This window comes from Lysinibacillus sp. GW823-FHT06C08 (genome assembly GCF_058795135.1).
This window is the reverse complement of record NZ_JBXAHN010000006.1, coordinates 26,726-44,503: the sequence shown is the minus strand read 5'-3', so window position 1 is coordinate 44,503 and position 17,778 is coordinate 26,726. Positions and strand designations below refer to the sequence as shown.

The following is a 17,778-nucleotide window of genomic DNA, read 5'->3' as shown; positions in this document are numbered from 1 at the left end:
ATTATGTTATGTAAATAAGTTACTCTAAATTTACATTTCCTGCAATAATCGTTACAATAGTTACATAGAGGTGAAGAAATATGAATGAGACAACTTTATGTCCTCGTTTAGCTAAAGCAATGGATTTAATCGGAAAACGATGGACGGGTTTAATATTATATCAATTATTAGATGGACCACAGCGTTTTAATGAAATAGAGTCTGCATTACCTGTTAGTGGCCGTTTATTATCAGAACGTTTGAAGGAACTGGAAAAAGAAGGACTTGTTGAACGTAAAGTGTATTCTGAAGTCCCAGTACGAGTTGAATATTCATTAACGGATAAAGGGCAAGCACTAGAAGGCGCTATCCGTAATATTGAAACATGGGCAAGTAGCTGGCTTTAAAGTGAATGGCTTGTTCTTTAGGTAGTATTGTGCCAAAAACGACACTTGGAATGACTGTCAATTTTCTTTATAATATTCATCATCTCTGCACAGGACTTACCTGTCTTTTTATGTGAGATAAAAATACCCTTCATTTTACTTGTCAAATTGGGGTTCTAAATCCATACTGGTGTAGAGTAAGAAGGACGTTAGAAAGGAATTAGCTCTCATGACAAAACAACAATGGGCAAAGGATTTAGCGAAGAGCATTAATCCTGCCAATATTAAGTTAGATGAATCATTACAACAATATACAATGACAAAATTAGGTGGCAAAGCAGATGTTTTTGTTCTTCCTGATACAGAAGAAGAAGCAGCATTTGTAATACGCTATGCATATATAAATAATATTCCTTTATTAATGTTAGGTAACGGATCTAATATGGTTGTTCGTGATGGTGGTCATAGAGGAATCGTTGTAACATTTTCAAATTTAGATGAGATTCGTATTAATGGTGAACATGTTTATGCTCAAAGTGGTGCGCTAATTAAAGATGTGTCGAAGCTATCTGCTAAAGCATCTTTAACAGGCTTCGAGTTTGCCTGTGGTATCCCTGGATCAATTGGTGGTGCAATGGCTATGAACGCAGGTGCTTATGGCGGTGAGATTAAAGATATAATTATTTCATCTAAGGTGTTAACAAAAGAGGGAGAAATTTTAACCTTGTCAAAGGATGAGCTTGAACTTGGTTATCGTAAAAGCGTTATTGCGAAGAAAGGCTATTACGTGTTATCCTCTGAGTTCCAATTAGCTCCTGGCGAACAGGGGGAAATTGATGCGAAGATTGCTGACTTAACATTTCAGCGAGAATCTAAGCAACCATTAGAATATCCATCTGCGGGAAGTGTTTTTAAACGCCCACCAGGTCATTTTGCAGGTAAGCTTATTCAAGATAGTGGCTTGCAAGGCAAAGGAGTAGGCGGTGCAGAGGTCTCTACGAAGCACGCAGGTTTTATTGTCAATAAAGGAAATGCTACTGCTTCTGATTATATTGCAACTATTCAAATGGTACAGCGGATTGTGAAAGAAAAATTCGGTATTGAATTAGAAACAGAAGTTAAAATTGTTGGTGATGATCTATAATGTGACGCTCTTCACTTGAGTCGAAGGGCGTTTTTTTAAGGAGTGAGTATGAGATGAAATTTATATCATGGAATGTTAATGGAATTAGGGCTTGCCTGGGGAAAGGCTTTCTAGATTTCTTTCATCAAATAGAGGCAGATTTTTTTTGTATCCAAGAAACCAAATGTCAGGCTGGACAAGTAGAGCTTGCACTAGATGATTATGAGCAATATTGGAACTATGCCCAAAAGAAAGGCTACTCGGGGACGGCTATATTTACAAAGCATACACCATTATCCGTTATGTATGGAGTTGGCGATGAAGATTCTCAGGATGAAGGTAGAATCATTACTTTAGAATATCAAAATTTCTATTTAGTAAATGTCTATACCCCCAATGCACAGCGAGATTTAGCGAGATTACCACTTCGACTAACTTGGGAAGATCGTTTAGCCGGCTATTTACAAGACTTGAATAGTAAAAAGCCTGTTGTCTATTGTGGTGACTTAAATGTTGCACACACTGAAATAGATTTGAAAAATGCTAAATCGAATGTGGGAAATTCCGGATTTACATATGAGGAGCGTGCTAAATTTTCGGAGCTTTTAGCCAGTGGTTTTGTAGATTCTTTCAGATACAAGCATCCTAATGAAACTGACCATTTTACATGGTGGTCCTATATGAATAAAGTACGTGAACGAAATATTGGTTGGCGCATCGACTACTTTATTGTGTCGGAGCAATTAAAAAATCAGATTGATCAAGCGACTATTCACCCACACATTATGGGCAGCGATCATTGCCCTATTGAATTACAACTACATGTCTAGCATTAAAAATCGTATTTTCTATTGGAAATACGATTTTTTTGTCTTTGCAATAATACATAGAATGAATAAAAAAGGAGACTAATGAAAGGAAAGCCATTTATCTATAAATACATTTTTTAACAATGCTCTGTAGCCTTCATATAGCCAATTGTTTATACTAGTCTAATAGCGAATGGTGACGAAATTTTGTATTTAAAGATGGATTTACTTACATAACGCACAAATATTCGCTATCGACAATCTTTTAAACCTTGTTTTAAGGATTTTAAGAGGTAGGAAGGAATATAGTGCACAGAGGGGGTAATGAGATGGAAAAGAGAAAGTTCAAATGGAGAAAGTGGCTTATCGTCCTTGCTGGGATCGTAGCGACTTTAGCTATCGTAGCTTTTATCGGATTAACATGGTTTATGAATAAATCTAAGCCGATAATTGATGGCGAATTAGCTGTCAATATTTTAGAGCAGGATGTGTCGGTTACAAGGGACGACAAAGGGGTTCCTCATATTTTTGCAAAGACAGATGCTGATTTATATCGTGCGCAAGGTTATGTTCAGGCACAAGATCGATTATTTCAAATGGATTTAGCACGAAGACAGGCGAGTGGTCGATTATCAGAAATTATTGGGGAAGCAACAATAAATACGGACAAACACTTTCGTACTTTTAGCTTACGCGATGCCGCTGAGAAATCACTCGCAGCCTATGATGAGGAAAGCAAGCAAGTACTAGAGTGGTATGCAGAAGGGGTAAATGCATTTATTGCACAAGCTAAGGAAAATAAAACTTTAAGCTATGAATTTTCATTATTGGGCTACGAGCCAGAGGAATGGACAGTTGTGGATTCTTTAACGATTGGGAAGTATATGGCATATGATTTGGGAGGGAATTGGAATACACTTGCCTTCCGTCATTGGGCTTTACAAAATTTTGATGAAGAAAAGGCCAAAGAATTATTTATTAAATATCCTGAAAATGCTTCATCTATTATTGAGGCAAATATTAAAAACCCTGTAGCGGTAGCAGGACAATTTAATGCAGATCTACTGCCTAATGAATTTAACGGCAGTAATAACTGGGTTGTTTCTGGTGATAAAACTAAATCAGGTACACCTATTTTGGCGGACGATCCTCACCTAGGATTGAGTACTCCATCAATTTGGTATCAGATGCATCTGCAATCTCCACAACAAAATGTTAGTGGTGTTATTTTTGCAGGAATTCCAGGTATTATTTTAGGTCATAATGATGATATAGCATGGGGTGTGACGAATGTTGGCCCGGATGTGCAGGATTTATATATTGAAATACCTAATCCAGATAATCCAACACAATACCGCTACGATGGAAAATGGGAGCAAGCCGAGGTACGTGATGAATCTATTAAGGTGAAGGACGGAGAAACTGTAGATTTTGAAGTGGTGGTGACACGCCATGGTCCGATTATGACGGATCTAGCATTCAAAGATACCAAGCCAACTGCACAATTTTCAATGCAGTGGACAGCGCTTCAATCAACTGCAGAATTACGTGCAGTAATTGGTTTTAATAAGGCGGAATCTTGGGATGACTTTGAAAAAGCTTTAGAAGACTTTAAGGCACCTGCGCAGAACTTCGTTTTTGCCTCAAAGGATGGCACAATTGCTTATAAAGCAAATGGTCAAATTCCTATTCGTAAGCAAGGTGATGGTCAATTGCCAGTTCCAGGTGATTCTAGTGATTATGGTTGGGATGGTTTTATTCCATGGGATGAGCTGCCAACAGTAGTGAATCCAGAGCAAGGCTTTATTGCTACCGCCAATAATCAAGTCGTAGGAGAGGAATATCCTTATCACATTACAGATTTCTGGGCTCAGCCTTACCGTTTTGAACGAATTAAAGAAGTACTTGAGGCGAATGATTCGATAACGGTAGAAGATATGATGAACTTGCAAATGGATCAACATAATCTCTATGCTAGGGAATTTCTTCCTAGTTTATTAACATCTATGAAAGCGCAAGATCAGGCTGGTACGTACACAGAGATTATTGCCATGCTGGAGAATTGGGATATGGTGGATGCTAAGGAATCAGGTGCACCACTCGTATTCCATACGCTTATGACCAAATTACAGGAAGTATTGTTTAAAGATCAAATGCCTGCAGATATGTATGACATCATGCATGGTAAATTTAATATTACAGACCAGCTTTTACGCACAGCCTATGCAGGGGGCAAGAGTATTTGGATCGAGGAGCAAGGTGGAGTTGATGCAACAGTTTACAAGGCACTAGAGCTTACCATTGCACAATTAGAAGATCAATTTGGTAAAAATGCATCCAAGTGGCAATGGGGAGATTTCCACCAGCTCACTTTTGATCATACGTTAGGTAGTGCCTCTCCAATTTTAGCTGCCTATTTTAATGCTAAAAAGGTTCCAATTGGAGGATCCAAAGTGACGGTACAGGCTGCTGATAATGATCTTTCTGGTAATGTGGATCATGGTGCTTCTTGGCGTTTTGTTGTGGATGTGGGTGATTTAACTTCTGGCTATCATATTGTTGGACCTGGTCAAAGTGGTCATGTAAAGTCTGATTGGTACCAAGATCAAGTACTCGATTGGGCAGATGGTGATTATCATCGAACTTTTGTAAAACAGGAAGATATTAAAGGTAAAACATTAAAATTAAAAGCGAAGTAACAAAAATGATTAGCGTACTTTTTAAAGTACGTTAATTTTTTTTACTAGGATATAAATCACAACATTCAAATATTCATTTGAATAAGATGGAATAATATGTTACATTGAATACAATCAAACGAATATTTGAATGAGGTGAGGAACAATGCCAAAAGAAATTTGTGAGGTGACGCAAGTACATGAAGAAGCAGTCACTAAGGTACAACAACAAATGCCTGATCTATCAGGGGTAGCAAAGTTTTTAAAAGCATTATCTGATGAAACAAGGCTTAAAATCGCCTTTGCTTTAACGGTAGAGGATGAATTATGTGTTTGTGATGTAGCATCGATTATTGGCTCGTCAGTCGCAACAGCATCACATCATTTACGTTACTTAAAAGATAATAATTTAGCAAAGTCACACCGCAAAGGGAAGCAAATGTATTACTCTTTAGCGGATGAGCATGTATTTCAAATTGTAACAATTGCCTATGAACATGCGAAAGAAGGGATTGCGAATGGTAGCGACGCCAACTAAACAAGAATACAGATTGCAAAATCTTTCCTGTGCTAGCTGTGCAGCGAAGTTTGAGAAAAATGTAAAGGCTATTCCTGAGGTGGAGGATGCACAAGTCAACTTTGGTGCTTCTAAAATAACGGTAGTCGGCAACATTAGTGTGAATCAAATTGAAGAAGCAGGTGCCTTTGATGGGATCAAGGTGTCGCAATCAGCAGTGAGAACAGTTGAAAAATCTACACCTTTTTACCGCAAAAAAGAGAATATTTTGGCAGGGATATCTTTGTTCTTTGTCATTCTAGGCTATTTATTTGTTTCTATGCAGGGAGAAACAAACCCGATTCCAATAGCCATGTTCATCATAGCTATTCTTGTAGGGGGAATTGGTATTTTTAAAACGGGATTCCGTAATTTAGCTCGCTTTGAATTTGATATGAAGACCCTTATGACAATCGCTATTATTGGAGCTGCTATTATTGGGGAATGGGAAGAAGCGGCAGTTGTAGTCTTTTTATTTGCCGTAAGTGAAGCACTTGAAGCTTACTCTATGGATAAGGCAAGACAATCGATTCGAGGGTTAATGGATATCGCTCCACCGACAGCTATCATTAAAAGAGCGCATGGCGAGCATTTTCATGAGCTTGAACTGCCGACAGAAGATATCGAGATAGGGGATATTTTACTTGTAAAGCCTGGGCAAAAGATTGCGATGGATGGCATTGTCATTAGCGGGCTATCTGCAGTGAATCAAGCAGCTATAACAGGTGAGTCCATTCCAGTGAATAAAACAGTGAATGATGAAGTATTCGCAGGTACATTAAATGAAGAGGGTGCGCTTGAGGTTCGCGTGACAAAGCGAGTAGAAGACACAACAATTGCTAAGATCATTCATCTTGTAGAAGAGGCGCAGGCAGAGAAAGCACCTTCTCAGCAATTTGTAGATCGCTTTGCGAAGTATTACACACCAGCTATTATCATTGTTGCTTTTTTAGTAGCTGTTATTCCACCTTTATTTATAGGAGATTGGCAGCACTGGATTTACCAAGGCTTAGCAGTGTTAGTAGTAGGATGTCCTTGTGCACTCGTTGTTTCTACACCGGTGGCTATTGTTACTGCGATTGGGAATGCTGCAAGACAAGGTGTCCTTATTAAAGGCGGAATTCATTTAGAACAATTAGGACATATTGAAGCGGTAGCCTTTGATAAAACAGGTACATTAACCGAAGGACAGCCAGCTGTTACGGATATAGTGACAATGGATGGTTGGTCAGAGGAATATGTATTACAGCTAGTGGCAGCAGTAGAAAAACAGTCCCAGCACCCTTTGGCAAAAGCTATATTAAATAGATTACATGATAAAAATTTACCTGAGCTAGTGCCTACAGAATTCCAATCAGTCACAGGCAAAGGAGCCTTTGCAACAGTTGATCAGCAGATTATTTACGTAGGTAGCATGAAATGGGTGTCCACATTAGCCTTTATCGATAAAAATATAGAAAATCAGGTTAAAAAGCTACAGGAACAGGGTAAGACAGTAGTAGCAGCGGTTTCGAAAAGCCAACTCATTGGATTAATTGGGATTGCTGATCAATTGCGTCATGAAAGTAAGGATGTCTTACAAAAACTTAATGCCCTAAAAGTAAAACATATGGTGATGTTAACAGGTGATGCAGAGCCTACTGCTAAGGCCATTGCTACATCATTACAGGTAACAGATGTGCGTGCTGGTTTATTACCAGAGGAAAAATTAATGGCGATTAAAGATTTACGTGCACAGTTTGGAGCCGTAGCAATGGTTGGGGATGGCGTAAATGATGCGCCAGCATTGGCCACTGCAAATGTGGGAATTGCAATGGGGGGAGCAGGCACAGATGCAGCTCTCGAGACAGCCGATATTGCCTTAATGGGTGACGATTTAACAAAGCTCCCATACACAATTGGATTAAGCAGAAAAACACTACGCATTATTAAGGAAAATATTATTTTTGCCCTAGCCTTAAAATTAATTGCGTTGCTGCTAGTTATCCCAGGATGGCTAACGTTATGGATAGCAATTTTTGCAGATATGGGCGCAACCCTATTAGTTGTTTTTAATTCATTAAGACTAATAAAAGCAAAAAAATAGTAGGTAAGATGTGATTTGATAGGAAAAAGCAGGAGATTAATCTTACTTTGACACTACTAATTTTGTGCGAATAGATGCTACTAGTGATTCTTGAAAAAGTACTTTTTAAAAGCTATTATAGTTTCAGGAGTAATGTAACCATTCAATATAAAATGAGGCGAAAGTTTGAATAAGTCAGATCCTATTTTAGTAAATGTTACAGAAGAGATTGTGCGTGGTTTAGTAAGCTTTTTACTACGAGGACCGGAATATCAAACATTTTGTAAATGCGAAATCTGTGAACTCGACACGGTGGCACTTACACTAAATGCATTGCCGAGTAAGTATGTTACATCTATGGAAGCTAGAGACGAGGCATTTAAGGAAATGAATACTCCTGAAAGTATTGAGCGCATCAACAAAGAGATTATTCACGCGTTACATGTGGTAAATAAGTATCCTCGACACAAAGTGGAGCCTACTTCTTAAATGAAGAGGCTCTTTTTAAGTTGTACAGGTCGTGATTTTCTGGCATATGTATTTTCAGTTAACTTTTAAGCCAAGCTTGTAGTAAACTAGAGAGTAAGAAAAGGAAAGAGAGGGAAAAGGATATGCCAACACCTAGTATGGAGGACCATATCGAACAAATTTATTTACTAATCGCTAACAAAGGATATGCGCGAGTGTCTGACATTGCTGAAGCATTATCTGTTCTTCCTTCTTCTGTTACAAAAATGGTTCAAAAATTAGATAAAGATGGTTATTTAGTTTATGAAAAATACCGTGGACTGACATTGACGCCGAAAGGTGAAAAGCTAGGAAAGCGTCTTGTGCAGCGCCATGAATTGCTCGAGCAGTTTTTACGAATGATTGGTGTGGATGAAGAGCGTATATATAATGATGTTGAAGGAATTGAGCATCATTTAAGTTGGAATTCAATCGATCGTATAGCGGATCTTGTGCAAGTAATGGAAGAGAATCCAGACATCGTGAAAAAATTAGAGGCATCAAAGACACAGCACAATCTATAAAATGATAGTGTGGAGGAAAGGGAGACAATATGGACGCATTAAAATCAGGTGAAGTCGTTACATTAACGGTATTAGAGCAACAAACATCAAAATGGATTTTAACAAATGGAGTTGAAGAACTACCTTTAAATGCTTCAGAGGTAACAGAGCCGCTAACAGTAGGTGACCGCCTTGAAGTATTTTTATTTGTAGATCGACGAGGGGATTTAGCTGCTACAACAGCAATCCCAGCTTTTACACAAGGAGAATACGGTTGGGCGAAAGTGCTAAAAGTAGTAGAACGTGAAGGGGCTTATGTAGATATTGGTTCCTCTCGAGAAGTGTTAGTTAAAGCAGAGGATTTACCACCATTAAAAGAAGTATGGCCGGTTCCAGGTGATCATTTATTTATGACACTACGCACAGATCGTAACGGTGATTTATTTGGACGATTAGCAACGGAAGAAAAGATTTTGGAGTTATATGAAGGTGCATTTGAAGATTTGCATAATAAAAACATTCAGGCACGCCCATACCGTTTGTTACCAGTTGGCTCGTTTTTATTAGGTGTAGAACATCCATATCGTATTTTTGTGCATGAATCAGAGCGTAATGCAGAGCCACGCTTAGGACAAGATGTAGTAGTTCGAATTATTGATGTAAAAGAAGATGGCTCCATGAACGGTTCTCTTTTACCGAGAAAACATGAGCGCCTTTCCGATGATGCGCAGCAAATTTTGAGCTATCTACAGGATGTTGGGGGCAAAATGCCATTTGGCGATAAATCCTCTCCTGAAGAAGTTCAAGAAATGTTTCATATGAGTAAGGGTGCCTTTAAACGTGCCTTAGGAACATTGATGAAAGCTGGTAAAGTGAAGCAACAGGACGGCTGGACTGAAGAAGTCTAGTGGACGATTAATTAAACTAAGTAATAGCGACAAGAGACATCCTTGAAACCTTCTCTGCTTTTTTACGTACTAATAACTGTATAGTGGTATACATTATACAGGCTAATTATGAGGTTTTATCGAAAGGGGTCACACGATTTGAAAAAAACTTGGATGAAAATACTAACAGCTACTATGTTGGTATTTGGTGTGATGGCACCAGCGACAGGGTTTGCATCTGATAATACGCCTCCGAAAGCAATTGATGAAAAGTTAGGCGTTCCAATCGTTGTATATGGAGCAAATTTATCTGAAGCTGAAAAAGAGTCAGTAAAAAAATCATTAAAAGTCAATGAAGAACCTGAAATCGAAGAAATAACGGTATCAGGTCAGGATCTAGTTAAATACATTAAAGATAGTAATTCAAGTTCCCGCATGTATTCTTCTGCTAAAATTACACGAAGAGATGTAGGGGAAGGTCTAGTAATAGAAATTGTCACACCAACAAATATTACACAGGTGACATCAGAAATGTACGCGAATGCAATGTTAACGGCGGGGATTGAAGATGCTACAGTACAGGTGGCTGCACCTAAGGCGGTAACAGGGCATTCGGCGTTAGTTGGTATTTACAAGGCATACGAGGTTACTACAGGTGAAACGCTTGATATTGAACGAACAGATGTAGCAAATGAGGAGTTATCGGTTGCAACATCTATTGCTGAATCTGCCGGTGTGGATGATGCAAAGGTAGCTGAATTACTAACAGAAATTAAAAAGCAAATTGCTGAATTAAAGCCAGCTACACGTGAAGAAGTTGAAAAGATCGTTCAAGAGCAATTAAACAAGCTTGACATCAATTTAAGTGAAAAGGACCGTCAATTGCTCGTAGATTTAATGGATAAAATCAGTAAGCTGGATATTGATTTCAGTAAATGGTCTGAACAATTAAACGATATTAGTAATACGATTCAAGAAAAGTTCGGCTCTCTTATGGAAGATAAAGGATTTTGGGAGAGTGTGAAAAGCTTCTTTGCTAATTTAAAAGATACTATATCTTCTTGGTTTAACTAACAATGAATAATAAAAGAATCTGTCATACTCATCTACTAGAATGAGTGGACAGATTCTTTTTGTTTAGAACAGTCGCAAGTTTTGTGAAAATCCAAAAGGCTATGGTACTATGAATAAAAGGAGTGGTGAGAAATGGAATTTCAATTACAGCAATTAGCAGGAAATAAATTTGCATTTTTGAATGAGCAAGCAGGGGAAAGACTTGCAGAAATTACTTGGCAGCAAAACGGGCAAGTAATGGTAATGGATCACACATATGTATCAGATAAGCTCCGAGGTCAAGGGGTGGCCAAACAATTGCTTGATCAGGCAGCACAGTATGCGCGTGAACATGGCTATAAGATGGAAGCAGTTTGTTCCTATGTAGTTGCGGCCTTTGCCAAATCAGATGCTTATAATGATGTAAAACGATAAAATAAAGGCAATCTGCTTATAAGGTAAGCGGATTGCCTTTTAATTGCTAAGATAACTCATTCAAGTAGCTCCTTACAGAAGTATCACACCATAAATTAGTACGGTTAAAAGGCCTGCCCCACCTACTAATGAAGCCATGTCTATCCAATCATACGCTAAATCGAAATCCTTCATCATAATCACGCTCCTATTTTTAGTATTAATTCATTAATTCCCTTTACTTGCCTATTATAATCATAAAAAATTACATAATTATGATAAATGTCGAAAATTGAGCTGAATGTTAATAGAAGAATGGTTAGTACGGCGGATATGTAGGCAAGTATATTTCTTATTCTTATATATATGCAGATAGAGATAAAAAAATAAATGTTTATTCTTCTAAGAATAGGGAAAAACTATAGTACAGAGCTAGTTTCTATATTTTTAGGAGGTAATAAATTATGGCTAAACGAAAAGGAACAGGTGTTGTCATTGCAGGATTAGCGGGATTAGCAGCATCTTATTTAAGTAAAAAAGAGAACCGTGATAAAGCACTATCGATGTTTAATAATATGAAATCAAGATTAGAATCTTATCTGACAACAGGTCCTGATATGCACGACAATATTGCAGAACGCGTATCAACAGAGGTGGCAACAGAGGCTGGTACTTCTCCAACGAAGATTGCATCAAATGAAATGGTCGCTGAAGGTGGAGGACATACTGGTGTCCACTTCTATAATGAGGAAATTCAAGATAAGGAAAAATAATGACAAAACCTTCTCATCTATGCATGAGAAGGTCTTTTGTGTGGGAGTAGTATTACTCCAGCAAATATTAATAATACAATTCCCGTAAAGATAAAGCCGCTGATCACTCCAAGTGATAGCCATCCTAACAAGGAAGAACCTAATACTACACCAAGAGAGAAGAATGCATAGAAATAACCATATGCTTTTCCTCGTATTTCAGCCGTTGTAGAATCGATTAAAAGTGAATTGACGGAAGGGAAAAGGAATCCAAACCCAATCCCATAACATGCCATTGCTAGATAAAGAAAAGAGCTAGAATCGGCTTGGCTTATTAATAATTGGCTTAATCCCATTAATCCAATACCGAGTGACAATGTTTTTAGAGGGTTAACCTTATCAAAGATACGATTAGTTGGTAATAAAAAAACAAGTACAGCGATAATACCAAATGTGCTCATCAATGTGCCACTTAAACGAGAGTCAAAGCCTAGAGATTGAACTTTGAGCGGTAGAAGATATGCAATTACACCTTGTGAAAACATTAAGAAAAAGGCTCCTGAAAATGCCTTTAATGTTCCTGTATTATTAAAAAATACACTTATCGGAATATATGTACTTGGTGCCGCTTTTTCTTTTTTTACTTGATTTGCTCTTAGTAAAAAGAAAGAAAGAATCCCTAATAAAAGCATAAAGCTTGCAGTAATATTAAAAACAAATGGGACACTTGTCCGGCTTGCTAGAATACCACTAAAAGCAGGGCCAATAATAGCAGCAATACCAACAAATGCGCCAGAAATAGCACTACCCTTACCTCTTTTTTCTTGCTCAGTAGCGTTTGCTAAAAATGTAAAGGCGGCAGGGACAATGAGGCCTGCAACAAGTCCATGAATAAAACGGACTACTAAAAGCGCAATAGGCTCCTCTACTAAGTTATAAAGTGTTAATGATAAACCTGTTGTTAAGAGACCAACGATGAGTATGATAAAAGGTCCTTTGCGATCCGTTAAAAAGCCTGAAATTATATTACCAAATGTATTGGATAACGAATACATACCTACTGCAAGACCTGTAAGGAATGCTGATGCTCCTAAAGACTCAGCATATGTACTCATAACAGGTAGCTGGGTAAATAGGTCGAAAAAAGAAAAGAAAATAATTACATAAATAAATTTTTTCATAGCTCCTCCCATGAATTAGAACAAATTAGTAAGTTAGTTGCATATATTCCTATTATAACATTTCCAATAAAAAAGAACGCCCAATAAGTTTTCACTTAGTAGGCGTCCTGAAAATTGAAGATTAAGCGTTTGAAACTTCTTTTTTCATTGTTTTGTTTTTAGCAAGATTTACATGCCAAGAAAGTGCTTCCTCTAAAAGGTGAGGCGTTTGATGGCTACCAGTTGCTTCGACAGCACGGTTGTAGTAATCCCATAATTGCTCTTTATAATCTGGGTGTGCACAGTTTTCAATAATTAAAGGTACACGTTCTTTTGGTGCAAGACCACGTAAGTCAGCGATACCTTGTTCTGTTACGATAACATCTACATCATGCTCAGTATGATCAACGTGAGATACCATTGGCACGATAGAAGAAATTGCTCCACCTTTTGCGTATGATTTTGTAACAAAAATACCAAGGCGTGCGTTACGAGCGAAGTCTCCTGAACCACCGATACCGTTCATCATACGAGTACCAGAGACATGCGTTGAGTTTACGTTACCATAGATATCTAACTCAAGAGCTGTGTTGATTGAGATTAGACCCAAACGACGGATAAGCTCAGGGTGGTTAGAAATTTCTTGTGGACGTAAGCAAATTTTATCAGCATATTTTTCTAAATTGCCATATACTTTTTGCTGTAATTCTTCAGTCAATGTAATTGAAGTTGCAGCGGCAAATTTAACCTTACCTGCATCGATTAAGTTAAATACTGCATCTTGAAGTACTTCTGATGCCACGATTAAATCTTCAAATTCTGAATCTGCAAAGCCATCAAGTACAGCGTTTGCAACAGAACCAACACCAGATTGTAATGGCATTAATTGTTTGGTTAAACGACCTGCTTTAATTTCATTGCTAAAGAAGTCTAATAAAATGTTTGCCATAGTTTGTGTTTCTTCATCTGGAGGTACGATTAATGAAGGAGCATCTGGCTCTTCAGAAATAACAATTGCTTTAATTTTAGCTGGATCCACTTTAATACCGATATCACCAATTCGTTGCATAGCGTCTGTCATTGGAATAGCTTCACGCTTACCTTGTTCACCAGGTACATAAATATCATGGATGCCGATTAAAGCTTCTGGATGTGAGATGTTTAACTCGATAATAATATTTTCTGCATATTCTGCAAAGATAGGTGAGTTACCTACAGAGTTTGTTGGAATGATTAACCCATCTTCAGTAATAGCAACCGCTTCAAGAATTAAATACTTAATTGGTCCGATAATTCCTTGGCGCACTAGCTCAGCATTATGAGAAAGGTGAGCATCTACATATAAAACATCACCAGAGTTAATTAAATTACGGATACCAGCGTCTCCTTGGAATGGTCCACGTTTACGAATGGCACCAGCTTCTGCTAAGTACTTATCCACTTCTGGTCCTAATGATGCACCTGTATATACATCAATTTTGAATTCTTCATTTTTTGCTCGCTCAACTAAAGCCATTGGCACAACTTTTGCGTCCCCAGCACGAGTAAAACCACTCATCCCAACTACATCACCATTAGAAATAAGCGCTGCTGCTTCTTCAGCAGTGACAATTTTACTCTCAAGCTCTTTTAAACCTAGGCGTTTTTGAACATTTGCATCCATAAAAAAATCCTCCCCTAAATAATTTTGATGGAAACCGATTACAAAACTAGAAAAAACATTTGAGAATTTTCTGTTTATTCAGTTGTAGTATGACTCCAACCATTTGAATAATACTATCACCAAATTGTCACAATTACTTTATGAATAGCATTAAATTGAGTAAAAAAAGGAAAATCGAGCATTAAGATGATTTTTCGACAGAGAAAACGTTTTATTGTAGAGCTGTATAAATATAGGTAATTTCTACATAAAAACTATGCAAAAATTGTTAATAGGGGACATGAGGGGATCTATTTCGGATTAAAAAAATACAGCGAACAATCCACATAGATTGCTCGCTGTATTTAAAATTAGAAACCTAAAGAACGGCGGAAATAGCTTGCATAGCGTTGGCTAACAGGGATACGAGTACCGTCTTTCATAATTAATAAAAACGTTGAGTGAGAATCTGGTTGAATTTCATCGATGTAGTCAATGTTAACGATGTAAGAGCGGTGACAACGAATAAATGAATCAGGTGCTAAAAATAGCTCTAAATCACTTAGGTTTAAACGGTGATAACCTTCACGAGACATTGTTTTAACAAATGTTTTACGGAGTTGTGTTTCTAAATAAATCACTTGATCATGCTTAATTGGGTACCAGCAATCATCGATTTTAATGGTAATGTAGTTTGTTAAGAATGCTGATGGTTTTTGCGGGAAGATAGCAGTAATAGCTCCTTTAGTTTCGCCTTCCTCCATTAAAGGAATACTCATACCGTAATAAGCTACACCGAAAACATCAGGTTCGATGTACGAGCTAATTTTTTGACCATAGCTTAGGGCTTTGTGAGCCGCTGAACCTTCTTTAATAGGGTCGCCAGGTTTAATTTTTAAATCAACCTTTTTACTTGGCTGGTAATACAAATACTCATTGGTATCAGAGATAGCAATGGAAGTATTCTCGGGAAAGAATTCCTTAATAATCTCCATAATTTCTTCTATTTGTTTTGGTTCCACTTTAAACACCTCGTCTAAACTTTTAAAAATAGTATTATCATCTATTTTACTACATAATCATATAAATTATATAGAGAAGATTTAGGAATAAAATAGAAAAATGTCGATTGACTCATTAGAATGGTGAAATTTGTCTTGTATAATTTGTAAATACATTTAGATAATGACTAAAATATTTTAATACGTATATGGTAAAATTTAATTGTTAGGAATAAGTTTACAAGGTTTCTACTATGGCTATGTGATAAATTAGAACTAGAGTAGCAATTAAAATGTGGTTGAAAGGAAATCGCAGAATATGGTAAAATTCACTGTATAGTCTATTTTCTTGTGTTCTGGTGTTTAAGTTAGGTTATTTATAAGGTAGTTTTTTAAAAAAAATGTGAAATAGGACTCAGTTCTTAAGATAAATTAATAAATACTATTTTCTTATTTTTTATTCACTGGGATTGATGTCAAATATTGTAATGCAGTTCGTGCACTCTGAGGAAAGATGGGGAAGATTATGCAACTACATCAACATTCTATGTCAGAAACGATTTCCAAAAGATACTTCCAAGAAATCGATAATATAAATCAATATATCGGCGTCGAAGAATTTTTTAATATTGAGTCGAAATTAATTTTTGAAATTTACCATTTAGAATCCACCAAAGCGAAAAAATCTTTACATGAATTAATTGATATTCTTTCAATTCGTTTTGGGAAGCAGGTCATTAAAATTGTTCGAGGTTATTTTTCCGTTTTGTCTTCGATCGTTGCTCGAAAATTGCTAGACAATCAAGTACCTTCAAAAAAGGCATTTGCTTTCAATATTGCTTGTAATGATATGATCGAAAACCAAATGAAAGACGCAGAATTTTTGCAATTTGCCGATGATTTAATTGATTTCTTTGTTTATTTTATTGCAGATCGCAAACAACCGACTTTCCGACATCAAACTGTCAACAAAGTGATCATGTATATAAATGATGAATTAGAAAATGATTTAACTGTGGAAAGTATAGCTAATAATTTCCACATAAGTACTAGTCACTTATCACGTATTTTTAGAGAACATGTAGGTATTACATTAGTTGAATACTTAAATGTTCGACGTGTAGAAGAGTCACAATACTACTTACGACATACCAACAAAAGTATCACATCTATATCTGATCAATTCCATTTCTGTAACCAAAGTTATTTTACACGTATTTTCAAAAAGTATACTGGTGTTACGCCGAAGCATTTTAGAGATGAGCTTCATCATGAATTTTACCGATTTGAAATGGCTGAGACAGAATTACAAAATGCATAGCTTTTGAGCATAGAAAAATATGAGGTGCAGAGGTGTTAGCTATACTGCTATAGCTCGCACCTTTTTTTATGAAAATAACAAACATAAATAGTAGCACTTGCTATTTGATAAAGATAGACCCTATAAGGTATACTTCACAGTAGTTGATAAATTATAGTAGGTGGAAAAATGAAAAATTTGAAACTATTTTCAATGCTTGGGCTGGCTGTTTTTGTACTTAGTGGCTGTCAAGCAGTGCAAAACAAAGAAGGTTTTTTCTATAGTATCTTTGTAAAACCTATGGAATTTTTATTGGAATTTTTCGGGAACAATATCTTTGCAGGCAGCTATGGTTTAGCAATCATTGCGATTACTGTTCTAATCCGTTTAGTCTTAATGCCAATTATGTTGAAAAACTATCGTCAACAACAATTGATGAAAACAAAAATGGATGCATTCAAGCCTGAAATGGAAGCAGTTCAGAAGAAAATGAAAGAAGCTAAGACAAAAGAAGAGCAAACGCAATATCAACAAGAAATGATGGCTCTCTATCAAAAGCATGGCATTAATCCATTAAACATGGGATGCTTACCAATGTTAATTCAAATGCCGATTATTATGGGTCTTTATTTCTCAATTTTATATTCAACAGATGTGAAGTCACATGAGTTTTTATGGTTTAGCTTAGGGTCACCTGATATCGTCATGACGATTGTAGCGGGTATTGTGTACCTCGTTCAGGCACGAGTATCATTATGGACTGTACCTGAGCAGCAAAAGGCTCAAATGAAAATGTTTATTTATATTTCACCAATTATGATTGTCTTTATTTCGATGTCATCTATGGCAGCATTACCTTTGTATTGGTCTGTCAGTGGTGCGTTGTTAATTCTACAAACATATATTGGGCGAAAGTACTATTCGCAACATCCAGAAAAAGCAAAATAATTTATTCATGTCGAG

At 36.8% G+C, this 17,778-nt stretch carries 17 protein-coding genes; 14 read left to right on the top strand and 3 right to left on the bottom strand.

Going from position 1 to position 17,778, the window contains the following annotated elements; genetic code table 11:
• Positions 1 to 80 precede the first annotated feature (80 nt).
• The 12 genes from AC1Q6O_RS14680 (at position 81) to AC1Q6O_RS14625 (ending at position 11,733) form a co-directional block, all read left to right on the top strand.
• On the top strand, positions 81 to 386 hold the full coding sequence (locus AC1Q6O_RS14680; protein ID WP_004231981.1) for a winged helix-turn-helix transcriptional regulator: 306 nt from the start codon (positions 81 to 83) through the stop codon (positions 384 to 386).
• Positions 387 to 594: 208 nt separating this feature from the next.
• The gene (murB, locus tag AC1Q6O_RS14675) at positions 595 to 1,509 is read left to right on the top strand and encodes a UDP-N-acetylmuramate dehydrogenase (RefSeq protein WP_008177120.1); all 915 of its coding nucleotides are present in this window, start codon (positions 595 to 597) and stop codon (positions 1,507 to 1,509) included.
• Positions 1,510 to 1,562: 53 nt separating this feature from the next.
• Complete coding sequence (locus AC1Q6O_RS14670) at positions 1,563 to 2,318, top strand: exodeoxyribonuclease III (protein WP_008177119.1); 756 nt, start codon at positions 1,563 to 1,565, stop codon at positions 2,316 to 2,318.
• Between the two features lie 308 nt (positions 2,319 to 2,626).
• The gene (locus tag AC1Q6O_RS14665; protein ID WP_239355147.1) at positions 2,627 to 4,996 is read left to right on the top strand and encodes a penicillin acylase family protein; all 2,370 of its coding nucleotides are present in this window, start codon (positions 2,627 to 2,629) and stop codon (positions 4,994 to 4,996) included.
• Between the two features lie 145 nt (positions 4,997 to 5,141).
• A complete protein-coding gene (locus tag AC1Q6O_RS14660; RefSeq protein ID WP_008177117.1) occupies positions 5,142 to 5,513 on the top strand; it encodes an ArsR/SmtB family transcription factor in 372 nt (123 codons plus the stop codon).
• Positions 5,494 to 7,617 (top strand): heavy metal translocating P-type ATPase, encoded by a 2,124-nt coding sequence (locus tag AC1Q6O_RS14655; RefSeq protein ID WP_008177115.1) that lies wholly within the window; start codon positions 5,494 to 5,496, stop codon positions 7,615 to 7,617. The genes AC1Q6O_RS14660 and AC1Q6O_RS14655 overlap by 20 nt, the downstream gene beginning before the upstream one ends.
• Positions 7,618 to 7,782: 165 nt before the next feature.
• Complete coding sequence (locus AC1Q6O_RS14650) at positions 7,783 to 8,085, top strand: late competence development ComFB family protein (RefSeq protein ID WP_008177114.1); 303 nt, start codon at positions 7,783 to 7,785, stop codon at positions 8,083 to 8,085.
• A 122-nt stretch (positions 8,086 to 8,207) separates the two neighbouring features.
• Positions 8,208 to 8,627, top strand: a complete 420-nt coding sequence (mntR, locus tag AC1Q6O_RS14645; RefSeq protein ID WP_008177112.1) for a transcriptional regulator MntR — start codon at positions 8,208 to 8,210, stop codon at positions 8,625 to 8,627.
• A 29-nt stretch (positions 8,628 to 8,656) separates the two neighbouring features.
• Positions 8,657 to 9,514, top strand: a complete 858-nt coding sequence (locus tag AC1Q6O_RS14640; RefSeq protein WP_008177110.1) for a CvfB family protein — start codon at positions 8,657 to 8,659, stop codon at positions 9,512 to 9,514.
• Between the two features lie 138 nt (positions 9,515 to 9,652).
• Complete coding sequence (locus AC1Q6O_RS14635; protein ID WP_043990252.1) at positions 9,653 to 10,567, top strand: DUF1002 domain-containing protein; 915 nt, start codon at positions 9,653 to 9,655, stop codon at positions 10,565 to 10,567.
• A 132-nt stretch (positions 10,568 to 10,699) separates the two neighbouring features.
• Positions 10,700 to 10,981 (top strand): GNAT family N-acetyltransferase, encoded by a 282-nt coding sequence (locus AC1Q6O_RS14630; protein ID WP_008177108.1) that lies wholly within the window; start codon positions 10,700 to 10,702, stop codon positions 10,979 to 10,981.
• Between the two features lie 443 nt (positions 10,982 to 11,424).
• Positions 11,425 to 11,733: a YbyB family protein gene (locus AC1Q6O_RS14625; protein WP_008177106.1), complete on the top strand. Its 309-nt coding sequence runs from the start codon at positions 11,425 to 11,427 to the stop codon at positions 11,731 to 11,733.
• A 17-nt stretch (positions 11,734 to 11,750) separates the two neighbouring features.
• On the opposite strand, the gene AC1Q6O_RS14620 is transcribed toward AC1Q6O_RS14625, so the two are convergent.
• The 3 genes from AC1Q6O_RS14620 to AC1Q6O_RS14610 all read right to left on the bottom strand — a co-directional run bounded on the left by AC1Q6O_RS14620 (position 11,751) and on the right by AC1Q6O_RS14610 (position 15,536).
• Entirely contained in the window at positions 11,751 to 12,893 is a 1,143-nt protein-coding gene (locus AC1Q6O_RS14620; RefSeq protein WP_239355149.1) for an MFS transporter, read from the bottom strand.
• A 121-nt stretch (positions 12,894 to 13,014) separates the two neighbouring features.
• The gene (scpC, locus tag AC1Q6O_RS14615; protein ID WP_089985773.1) at positions 13,015 to 14,535 is read right to left on the bottom strand and encodes a succinyl-CoA:acetate CoA-transferase ScpC; all 1,521 of its coding nucleotides are present in this window, start codon (positions 14,533 to 14,535) and stop codon (positions 13,015 to 13,017) included.
• Positions 14,536 to 14,885: 350 nt separating this feature from the next.
• A complete protein-coding gene (locus AC1Q6O_RS14610) occupies positions 14,886 to 15,536 on the bottom strand; it encodes a LytTR family DNA-binding domain-containing protein (protein ID WP_008177095.1) in 651 nt (216 codons plus the stop codon).
• Positions 15,537 to 16,041: 505 nt separating this feature from the next.
• Between AC1Q6O_RS14610 and AC1Q6O_RS14605 the strand changes: the two genes are divergently transcribed.
• Complete coding sequence (locus tag AC1Q6O_RS14605; RefSeq protein ID WP_025114261.1) at positions 16,042 to 16,836, top strand: helix-turn-helix transcriptional regulator; 795 nt, start codon at positions 16,042 to 16,044, stop codon at positions 16,834 to 16,836.
• A 168-nt stretch (positions 16,837 to 17,004) separates the two neighbouring features.
• On the top strand, positions 17,005 to 17,763 hold the full coding sequence (yidC, locus tag AC1Q6O_RS14600) for a membrane protein insertase YidC (RefSeq protein WP_008177090.1): 759 nt from the start codon (positions 17,005 to 17,007) through the stop codon (positions 17,761 to 17,763).
• Positions 17,764 to 17,778: the final 15 nt, after the last annotated feature.

Bases quoted from the DNA above. Each gene is read 5' to 3' on its own strand.
- yidC (WP_008177090.1), top strand. From the start codon at position 17,005: ATGAAAAATTTGAAACTATTTTCAATGCTTGGGCTGGCTGTTTTTGTA.
- AC1Q6O_RS14655 (WP_008177115.1), top strand. From the start codon at position 5,494: ATGGTAGCGACGCCAACTAAACAAGAATACAGATTGCAAAATCTTTCC.
- scpC (WP_089985773.1), bottom strand. From the start codon at position 14,535: ATGGATGCAAATGTTCAAAAACGCCTAGGTTTAAAAGAGCTTGAGAGT.
- mntR (WP_008177112.1), top strand. From the start codon at position 8,208: ATGCCAACACCTAGTATGGAGGACCATATCGAACAAATTTATTTACTA.
- AC1Q6O_RS14680 (WP_004231981.1), top strand. From the start codon at position 81: ATGAATGAGACAACTTTATGTCCTCGTTTAGCTAAAGCAATGGATTTA.
- AC1Q6O_RS14670 (WP_008177119.1), top strand. From the start codon at position 1,563: ATGAAATTTATATCATGGAATGTTAATGGAATTAGGGCTTGCCTGGGG.
- AC1Q6O_RS14605 (WP_025114261.1), top strand. From the start codon at position 16,042: ATGCAACTACATCAACATTCTATGTCAGAAACGATTTCCAAAAGATAC.
- AC1Q6O_RS14620 (WP_239355149.1), bottom strand. From the start codon at position 12,893: ATGAAAAAATTTATTTATGTAATTATTTTCTTTTCTTTTTTCGACCTA.
- murB (WP_008177120.1), top strand. From the start codon at position 595: ATGACAAAACAACAATGGGCAAAGGATTTAGCGAAGAGCATTAATCCT.
- AC1Q6O_RS14660 (WP_008177117.1), top strand. From the start codon at position 5,142: ATGCCAAAAGAAATTTGTGAGGTGACGCAAGTACATGAAGAAGCAGTC.
- AC1Q6O_RS14625 (WP_008177106.1), top strand. From the start codon at position 11,425: ATGGCTAAACGAAAAGGAACAGGTGTTGTCATTGCAGGATTAGCGGGA.
- AC1Q6O_RS14665 (WP_239355147.1), top strand. From the start codon at position 2,627: ATGGAAAAGAGAAAGTTCAAATGGAGAAAGTGGCTTATCGTCCTTGCT.
- AC1Q6O_RS14640 (WP_008177110.1), top strand. From the start codon at position 8,657: ATGGACGCATTAAAATCAGGTGAAGTCGTTACATTAACGGTATTAGAG.
- AC1Q6O_RS14630 (WP_008177108.1), top strand. From the start codon at position 10,700: ATGGAATTTCAATTACAGCAATTAGCAGGAAATAAATTTGCATTTTTG.